Origin of the sequence: Thioclava sp. SK-1, from assembly GCF_001705665.1 — a bacterium.
GTDB lineage: Bacteria > Pseudomonadota > Alphaproteobacteria > Rhodobacterales > Rhodobacteraceae > Thioclava.
This window is the reverse complement of record NZ_MDHA01000044.1, coordinates 117,225-126,091: the sequence shown is the minus strand read 5'-3', so window position 1 is coordinate 126,091 and position 8,867 is coordinate 117,225. Positions and strand designations below refer to the sequence as shown.

The following is an 8,867-nucleotide window of genomic DNA, read 5'->3' as shown; positions in this document are numbered from 1 at the left end:
TCCGCCACCGATAGGACTATGCCCGGTTAAAACGCGCCGGGCCGAACGACCAAGGAGGGCCAGATGGCATCCACTGACCAAAATGAGACTGCACAAAAATCCGAAAAACCCACCCGCGATGTGCGCGTGCGGTTTGATGACACGAAGATGTCCAGCAACTATGCCAATGTTGCAAATGTCGGCATGAGCAAGGATGAGGTCACGCTATTGTTTGGCACCAATCAAACATGGGGCGCAGTGGAGGAAGAGGTCGTGATCGCCCTGTCCTCGCGCATTATTTTGACCCCTTCCGTTGCCAAAAGCCTGTCGGAAACCCTGCAACGCGTGCTGGGAGAATATGAAAAACAGGTCGGCAAAATCGCTTAAGGAATTATCTGATGAAACCTGCGATCCTTGTTACCGGATATGTTCTTGGCGCGATGGTTCTGGCGGCTTGTGAGCCAAACCCAAATCGGCCCGGAACACAGCCGGCTGCTGGCTCAGCCATGAGCTTGCGCGCCTTACCGGCCGGGGTCGATGTGCAGGCGGGCCGATTGAGCCTTGCGCAATTTGCCAAAGTTCTGGCCGATTGGGATGAAAGCGTTCAGGCGCAAGCCCTGGAAGTTGAGATTGCCAAGCAACAAAGTATCGGCGCGCGCGGTCAGTTCGAGCCGATATTCTACGCCGATATCAGCCGCGCAGGAGAGCGCCGACAGACCAGCGCAGCGGATTTCTTATCGATGGGCACGGGCACTGATGCCAATGGTACGCCCTTCCCCTATGAGGAATATGGCACCACGGGCAAGCTGGGGGTGGAGCTGAAGGACAGCTACGGCATCTCGGTGAACCTGTATTATGAAATGGGGCAGATCACCAATTCACTGCAATCTTCGGCGGCTTTGCCATCGCCCGAACGCAATGCCGCGCTGGGGGTGAGTGTAAAAGCGCCGCTGGCTAAAAACTCTGGCAAGGTGGTGAATACCTCCTCTGTGGTGGTGGCCGATATTGATAAATCCATCGCAGAAGAAACCGTCCGGCTGATCAAAACCCAGCGCCTGTTTGACGGGATCAAAACCTATATCTTTGTGCAGCGTGCGCAAAGCCGGGTGCATTGGCGTCAGCAAACCGCCAATCTTGCCGCGCGCCATCACACCGAATTGCAAGAGCAGGTGGCACAAGGGATCTTGGGGCAATCCGCGTTGACACAGGCCGCGTCGGAAATGGCTGAACGCCGTGCCGCATTGACCCTGGCGCAGCAAGAGCTGAATGAACAAATCGCTGCCTTGCAGATCTTTTTCCTGGCGCTTGATCACGGGGCGGCAGATGGGAAATGGATGCCCTCACAGGGGTTGTCGCTTTTGCCGGCCAAGCAATTGTCCAGTGCCGCTTTGCCGCCCCTGGATCAGGTTTACGCACGCCGCCCCGAGAGCAGGATAAACGCGCTGCGCATTCAACGCGAAGAGGTGATGCGGCTGGTTGCGGAAAATCAGACCCTGCCCGAAGCCAATCTTGTGCTGGATCTGAAAAAGACGCAATTATCGGGCGAAACCATACCGTTCCGCGATGTGTTTAACGCCGATAACCCCTATCAGAACTGGCGGATCGGCTTTGAATTCCGTCGAGGTTTGGGCGGAAATATCACCGAGAAGGCGGAATATCAGGCCGCTATCCTGCGCGAAAAACAAGCCGAACTGACGATGAAAGCTTATCGGCAGCGCGTCGCGGGGGAATTGAACGGGATTGGCTCTATCCTTGACCGGGCGCGGGAAAACCTGCGCTATCAAAATGAAATCATCGCCGCACAAGAGCAACTGTTGCGCACTGAACAGGCGAATGCCAGTAGCGGCAACAGCTCTGCCATTGATGTGTTGCGCAGCCAGATCAATCTGTCGATCGCCAAAGAGGCGCGCGCCGATGCCATCGCGCAGTTGAACCTGTCAAGCTATCTTGCGTCGCAGGTGGATGGCAGCCTGTTGACGCGTATGGGGCTTGAGTAACGATCATTATGACGGTCAAAAGCTTTGTAAATGCGGTGTTTGGCCTGTGTGTTTTGGCCAGCGGTGCGGGCGCGCAGGTGGGACCTGCGGATTACGCCACGGTCGGTCTGAACAGCAGCGGAGCAGAGCTGCGCGGGATTGTCGAATGCCGCGATGATCTGGCATTGTCCTTTGCAGTGTCGGGCCTGATTGATCAGACCCTAGTGACAGAGGGGCAGGTGGTGCCCGCCGGCGCCCCGTTGATGCGGTTGGATCAAGAAATCGAGCGGATCGAGGTCGACCGACGTCGTGCCCTGGCCGACAGCCAGGCCGATCTGAACGCCGCGCAGGCGCGTGTTACCGTGGGGCGCCAACAGCTGGATGCCGGGCAAAAGGTCTATGATGCCGCGCGCGGGATCAGCCTGGAGGAATTGCAAAACCGTCAATTGGCCTATGATCTGGCCGTGACTGAATTGCAGCGGCTGCAAACCCAAAAACACATAGAAGAGCTGGATTTCCAAACCGCCGAGCAAAGCCTGAAACGGCGCAACCTGCATGCGCCTACGGGCGGGATCATTGCCAAGATCATCCGCCGCACGGGGGAAAGCGCGCAGGCCAACGACCCGGTTTTACAACTATGCGATACCAGCGCACTGTTTTTTGTGGCCAATCTACCGGTGGTGCGGGCGGAAACCCTGTCACCCGATGCGCAGGTGACATTGTTCAATGTTGGGCGCGGCGCGCAATTTACCGGGCGGGTCAGCTTTGTGTCTCCGGTGGTGGATCCGGCCAGTGGTTTGCGTCGGGTAAAAATTGAAATTATTGATGCGCCCGTATGGCTGAGCCCCGGAACCTCGGCTATTTTGACATTGCAGCCGGGCCCGTAACCTGTGGCGAAACGGACGTTTTACGACCAATGGCATCGCATCGCCCATCTGCGCATCGGTCTGCGTCCGGGCGTGTCGGTGCGCAAGCACAGTTATCGCAACGAGGATTGGTATGTGTATTACGAGGCGGCGCATTGTGGTTTTTTCCGCGCACGTCCGCAGACCCATGCGCTGATATTGCAGATTGCACCGGATCGAACATTGAATGACATCTGGCGCAGCTATGCCGATACATCGCCGCAAACCGCACCAGGGCAGCAAGATTTTTTCGACCTGATTTCGGCGCTATATGGGGCGAACCTGATTTATGTTGAAGGTGGGGTCAATGAAAGCCACATTCTGGAACGTGCGCTGGCCAAAAAGAAGAAACCACTGCCTGCCCGTATTTCAGAGCTGCTGTTTTTTCGCGTGCCGCTTTGGGATCCACAACCGTTTTTGCACCGTCACCAGCGCAGTATCAGGGCGTTTTACAGCTGGCCTATGCTGGTGTGTATGGGGCTGTTGCTGATTTGGGCTGCGATTGAATTTATACTCAATGCGGATCGGGCTTTCGCGCAATCGGCCTCGATTTTACAGATGGGCAATTTGATCCCGCTGTATGTCGCAATTTTTATCACACATTTCCTGCATGAGCTGTCCCACGCTGCGCTGACCAAATTTTTTGGCGGCCATGTGCGCACAATGGGGATCATGTTGCTGATGTTGACGCCATTGCCCTATGCCGATCTGACTGCGGTGTGGAATTTCCGAGATAAGTGGAAACGTGCGGCCGTGGGGGCAGCGGGCATGTATGCCGATCTGATTTCCTGCGCGGTGGCCACGGTGGTCTGGGCCTATTCACCGCCCGGTGCGGTGAATGAGATCGCGTTGAATTTGATGTTCGTCACCGCAGTTTATACGTTTGTTTTTAATATCAACCCGTTAATGCGGTTTGATGGCTATTACATCCTGTCGGATCTGGTTGAAATTCCCAATCTGCACACGGCTTCCAAGGCGCAGGTCGTCGCGCTGTTTCGCACAAAGGTTCTGGCTGAACAGATCAACCCCAATGATCGGGTGTCACCCCGCAGGCGCTTGTTTTTGATCGCGTTTTTTGTCACCTCGAATATTTACCGCATTATGATCATGCTGGGCATCGTGTTGTTCGTGGCGGATCAATATTTTGGGCTGGGCCTGTTGGTGGCGTTTGCGCTGTCTTATAATGCCTTTATCGCACCTGTGGCCAAAGCGTTGAAACCCTTGAGAAGCCCGTATTTCCTTCGCAAACATCGCAATATTCTGGGGCTTTCCGGGGCCGGTGTGGCGGTGATTGTTCTGATGATCTTTGCCCTGCCGCTACCTGACAATCGCCGCCTTGATGGGGTGATTGAAGCACAGGTGCAGGCGCGGGTTTTCGTGCCTGTGGCGGGGAAATTGGCCCAATCAACGCTGCGAGACGGGGACCGGGTGGCGCGTGGTGACGTCCTTGCGCAGCTGATCAATCCAGAGCTGGAGCAGCAGCGCAACGCCTTGTTGGCACGCCGCAGCGGGGCATTGGCGCGCAAAGCACAGGCGATCGCCATGGGGGCACAAGAGCTGGCCGCGATCGAAGAAGAGCTTAGCACTGTGGACCGCAGTCTTGCACATATCACCACGCAGCTTGGGCAGCTGACCATCCGCGCGCCGCATTCCGGTGTGTGGGTGCATGAGGCGCTGCGCGGTCAGCAGGGCAATTGGTTGGGCCGTGGCACAGAAATCGGCACGGTTTTGGATGATCAGACCTATCTGTTTCAGGCGGTATTGCGGCAGGAAACGGCGGATGGGATCGGCGGTTTGACAGCGCAGGATGTGTCAATCAAGGTTGAAGGTGCGCGGGCACAAACACTGCATGTGGAGCAGTTGCAAATTTTGCCCTATTCCCGGCGGGAGTTGCCCTCACTCGCGCTTAGCCCGTTGGCAGGGGGCGGCACTGCAATCTCAACCGAGGACCCTGAGGCCGCACGGGCGGTGGAGCGGTTCTTCCTGCTCAGCGCGACGCTGTTGCCCAGCTCCGATACGATAGAGGGGCGCTCGGGTTGGATGCGCATGAGCCTTCCTTATAAGCCATTGGCACAGCAAGGGTTTCGTGCCGTCCGGCAATTCTTCCAACAGCGGTATAAACTATGACCCGGCGCACGCTTGATGATCTGGTGGCACGGTATGCCCTGCGTGACCGTGATGCGATTTGGCCGCAGGGCGGGGCGCAGGGCGCGCAACCCTCACGGCATCTACGGCTGCTGGCCAGCCACTGCGACGATATCAAACCTGTGAAGCTGGATCTTTGGGGCATGCGATTGGCCGCAGGGCTGGGCAAGCTTGTGCCGCCTTTACCCCGGCTGGGGCAGTTGGCCGATGGGATCATTGCAGCGCGCGCGGCGCATGAACCCTTGTCACAGGCGCAATTTGGCGACGTTCTGGCGCGTGCCGCGCAAGATATGCGCATGTCCTATGATCTGCGCGCCCGGCGGGTTGGGACGGCCGATCTGGTGGGCTTTGCCGCCATCAGTGAGGCCGTGCGCCGGATCAACGGCTTTCGCCCGCACCGCGAACAGTTGATCGGCGCGCTGGCCCTGTTGGAAGGGGCAATTGCCGAAATGGCCACAGGCGAAGGCAAAACCCTGACCGCAAGCATGGCAGCGATTGCCGCAGCGTGGCGTGGGATGGCCTGTCATGTTGTGACGTCAAACGATTACCTGGCTGCACGCGATTGCGACATCAATCAACGATTGTTTGCATTGTGCCGTGTCAGCGCCGCAAGCTTGACAGGCGATACGCCGCCGCCGGCGCGTGGCCCGGCCTATCGCCATGATATCGTTTATACGACCGCGCAGAATTTTCTGGCCGACCACCTGCGTGATGATTTGGCGCTGAAGGGACAAAACAGCCGATTGATTGTGGCACTGCGAACGGCGCGCGCCGGTGGTGCGGTGGGGGACAACGGGCAGATCGTGCAGGTCGGCGTGCATCAGGTGATCGTGGATGAGGCAGACAGCGTTTTGATCGACGAGGCGGTGACGCCGCTGATCATCTCGGCGCCGCATCCCGATGATTTGTTGGAACGCGCTGCGCTGACGGCAGTGCGCATTGCGCGTGCGCTGCGCTCGGATGTGGATTATCGCCTTGATGCGACGCTGCGCACCGTGGAATTGACGCGCGACGGTCGGACGCATGTGCATACGTTGACCCATGATGCTGGACCGTTTTGGCAGCGCCGCGACCGGGCCGAGGAATTGGTGCATCTGGCGCTGTATGCCAGCCATTTGATGCGGCGCGACGAACATTATGTGATCGAAGACGGCAAGGTCGTGCTGGTGGATGAGCTGACAGGGCGGCTTGCGCGGTCGCGCACCCTGTCCCTGGGGATGCAACAGGTGTTAGAGGCCAGTCTGGATCTGGAGATATCTCCGCCAAGCGAGGTCCGCGCAAGGCTGTCATTTCAGCGCTATTTCAAACGTTTGCCAAAGATCGGCGGCATGACTGGCACAGCCAAGGAGGCGCGCGGCGAATTTGCCAGCACCTATGGGCTAATCACTGTGCGGGTGCCAACCCATCGGCCTGTGCAGCGCAAAATATGGCCGCGCAAAGTGTTTCACACCCAAGATCAAAAGATGCAGGCGGTGGCGCGTGATGCCTTGACGCTGGCAGAACAGGGCCGCGCGATCTTGATCGGGGTGCGCAGCGTGCAGACCAGTGATGCACTGTATCAGGCGTTTCAACAGATCGCGCCAGAGCGCCCGGTCGCGGTGCTAAACGCCGTAAATGACGCACAAGAAAGCGCGATTGTCGCGTTGGCAGGGCAGGCGGGCACGATTACCGTCGCCACGAATATGGCCGGTCGGGGCACGGATATTAAGATCGACGACACAGTGCGCGCAACCGGCGGGCTGCATGTGATCATTGCAGAGACCAATGATTTTTCACGTATTGATCGGCAGTTGATTGGCCGCTGTGCACGACAGGGCGATCCGGGCAGCGCGTGTTTTTACCTGTCAATGGATGAAGAAGTGATGCGCCGCTTTTTGCCGCCGCTGATGGCGTGGATCTGGGGGCGTATGGGCCGTTTGGCTTTGGCTGGACCAATGGTGTGGATTGCGCAGACCCGGGCCGAACGGTTGGCAGTGGCACAGCGACAAGCGACGCTGGACAGCGAACTTGCGGTGGAAAAGGGAACGATATGACACAGCCAACGGCCCCCGCAGAGAACGCGCAGATCATCCGCGCACTGGCCGATTTCAGCGGAACTGCGGCGCAGTTTTGGCACAATTTTTGCACTGCGGGCAGGCATCTGTCCGGTGCCGAGCAGGTGGCTGTGATGTGGTCGCCCTTGGGCAATGATCGCGCGCAATGGAGCACGCTTGACAGCCTGCCCAAGGGGGCGGTGTTGCCCCCACCGTCCGATACGGTGATGCAGCAGATGCACCGCGATGGGGTGGCGCAAGCCCAAACGCCCGGCGGTCAGATCATCATGTGCCGAATTCAGGTCGAAGACGAGACACAACAGGTTGCGTTGATTGCACAATTTGGGCAGGCGCAAGCAAATATCCAACAGGCTATGGTGCGGCTAAATGCGTTATGCGCTGTGCCGCTGGCCTTTGAAATGGGGCGCAAAACCCGGCAGGCAGGGCGTGATGGGGCGCGGCTGGCCCTGACCTTAGAGCTGTTGGGAAAGGTGTTGGATTGCGACACGTTTGACCGGGCGGCATTGGCACTGGCCAATGGTTTATCAGAGCAGTTCGCATGCGAATCCGTCTCGGTCGTGTGGCATGCCCGCGAAGGGATGCGGCTGCGCGCCATCAGCCATGCAGAGCGGTTGGAGCGGCGCACCGAAGCCTCCGCTTTGGTGGAGGAGGCCGCGCAAGAGGCGCTGACCCAAGGCGTAGAAGTGACGTGGCCAAATACCGATCGTGCAGTTGCCCATGCTCAGGGGCGGTATGCCGCTTTGGTCCAGCCGGGGCATTTGATCACCTTGCCCATGATTGAAACCTTGCCTGATGGGACGACCCGTCCATTGGGCGCAGTGGTGCTGGAACGCCAAAGCCGGGGCTTTTCCGCCGCAGAACACTGGGCGCTGCGACTGCATTGCGAAATGGTGCAAGCGCCGTTGTCGTGGCTGCATCGGGACACGCGCTGGTTGCCGGTGCGGCTGTGGCGGGCCGTTGTGCCGTCCATCCCTGCGCAGTTGCGCCCGTCTTCCGGGGCGGGGCGCAGACTGTTGGCGGGGGCTGTGGCGGCGGTGATCGGTGTTCTATGCGTCCCAATCCCGTTCAATATTTCCGCAACGGCGGTGCTAAAGGCCGATCAGATGGCCTTTATTGGCGCGCCCTTCGATGGCTATATCGCAAACAGTCGGATTATTCTGGGCGATACGGTCACGCAGGACGATCCTTTGTTTCAGATGGCAGATCAAGAGCTTACGCTTGAACGTTCGACATTGTTGGCGGAATTGGCTCAGGCGAACCGCGATGCGGAGATCCGCCGCTCTATGGGGCAGCTGTCCGAAATGCAGATTGCACAGGCCAAGGCGGAAGAGGTCAAGGCAAAGCTGATACAGATTGATCAACGCCTTGCATCGGCGACCGCGCTGGCCCCGATTGACGGGGTGGTGGTGGATGGCGAGCCCGCCAAGAAAATTGGCGAGGCCGTGCGCCGAGGCGAGCCATTGGTCACGCTTGCAGCACTTGGGTCGCTGTATGTCGAGGCCGCTGTGTCAGAGCGCGATCTGTCCTATATCATCCCTGGTCAGCCCGCACGTCTGACACTGTTGGCCCAACCTCAAGACAGCTATGGCTTCACGGTAGATCGGATCATTCCAGCGCCGAGCGTGCAAGATGCGCAAAATGTATTTCCCATCCGCTTTGGACAGATGGTGCCAGGCGCGCCCGATGCAGGTTGGTGGTTGCCAGGTATGACGGGGGTTGCGAAAATCTCCGCCGGGCGCAGGCCGATTGGCTGGATCGCCACGCGCCAGATTGCCGATTATCTGCGCCTGTTGCTGTGGTATTGAACC

The 8,867-nt window shown here is 58.6% G+C and carries 6 protein-coding genes; all 6 read left to right on the top strand.

Annotation, left to right across the window (positions count from 1 at the left end; translation table 11 throughout):
* The first annotated feature begins 63 nt into the window (after positions 1-63).
* From BFP70_RS10755 to BFP70_RS10730, 6 genes are read left to right on the top strand one after another with little or no spacing between them, the layout of a single operon-like run.
* A complete protein-coding gene (locus BFP70_RS10755) occupies positions 64-366 on the top strand; it encodes a DUF3467 domain-containing protein (RefSeq protein WP_066011574.1) in 303 nt (100 codons plus the stop codon).
* Positions 367-377: 11 nt separating this feature from the next.
* Positions 378-1,976, top strand: a complete 1,599-nt coding sequence (locus tag BFP70_RS10750) for a TolC family protein (protein ID WP_066011573.1) — start codon at positions 378-380, stop codon at positions 1,974-1,976.
* Between the two features lie 8 nt (positions 1,977-1,984).
* Positions 1,985-2,842 (top strand): efflux RND transporter periplasmic adaptor subunit, encoded by an 858-nt coding sequence (locus tag BFP70_RS10745; RefSeq protein ID WP_066011572.1) that lies wholly within the window; start codon positions 1,985-1,987, stop codon positions 2,840-2,842.
* A gap of 3 nt (positions 2,843-2,845) precedes the next feature.
* On the top strand, positions 2,846-4,987 hold the full coding sequence (locus tag BFP70_RS10740; RefSeq protein ID WP_066011571.1) for a biotin/lipoyl-binding protein: 2,142 nt from the start codon (positions 2,846-2,848) through the stop codon (positions 4,985-4,987).
* Complete coding sequence (locus BFP70_RS10735; RefSeq protein WP_066011570.1) at positions 4,984-7,038, top strand: hypothetical protein; 2,055 nt, start codon at positions 4,984-4,986, stop codon at positions 7,036-7,038. The genes BFP70_RS10740 and BFP70_RS10735 overlap by 4 nt, the downstream gene beginning before the upstream one ends.
* Complete coding sequence (locus tag BFP70_RS10730) at positions 7,035-8,864, top strand: efflux RND transporter periplasmic adaptor subunit (RefSeq protein ID WP_066011569.1); 1,830 nt, start codon at positions 7,035-7,037, stop codon at positions 8,862-8,864. The genes BFP70_RS10735 and BFP70_RS10730 overlap by 4 nt, the downstream gene beginning before the upstream one ends.
* The last annotated feature ends 3 nt before the right edge of the window (positions 8,865-8,867 follow it).

Coding starts and splice junctions, on each gene's coding strand:
- BFP70_RS10730 (WP_066011569.1), top strand. CDS start 7,035: ATGACACAGCCAACGGCCCCCGCAGAGAACGCGCAGATCATCCGCGCA.
- BFP70_RS10755 (WP_066011574.1), top strand. CDS start 64: ATGGCATCCACTGACCAAAATGAGACTGCACAAAAATCCGAAAAACCC.
- BFP70_RS10745 (WP_066011572.1), top strand. CDS start 1,985: ATGACGGTCAAAAGCTTTGTAAATGCGGTGTTTGGCCTGTGTGTTTTG.
- BFP70_RS10750 (WP_066011573.1), top strand. CDS start 378: ATGAAACCTGCGATCCTTGTTACCGGATATGTTCTTGGCGCGATGGTT.
- BFP70_RS10735 (WP_066011570.1), top strand. CDS start 4,984: ATGACCCGGCGCACGCTTGATGATCTGGTGGCACGGTATGCCCTGCGT.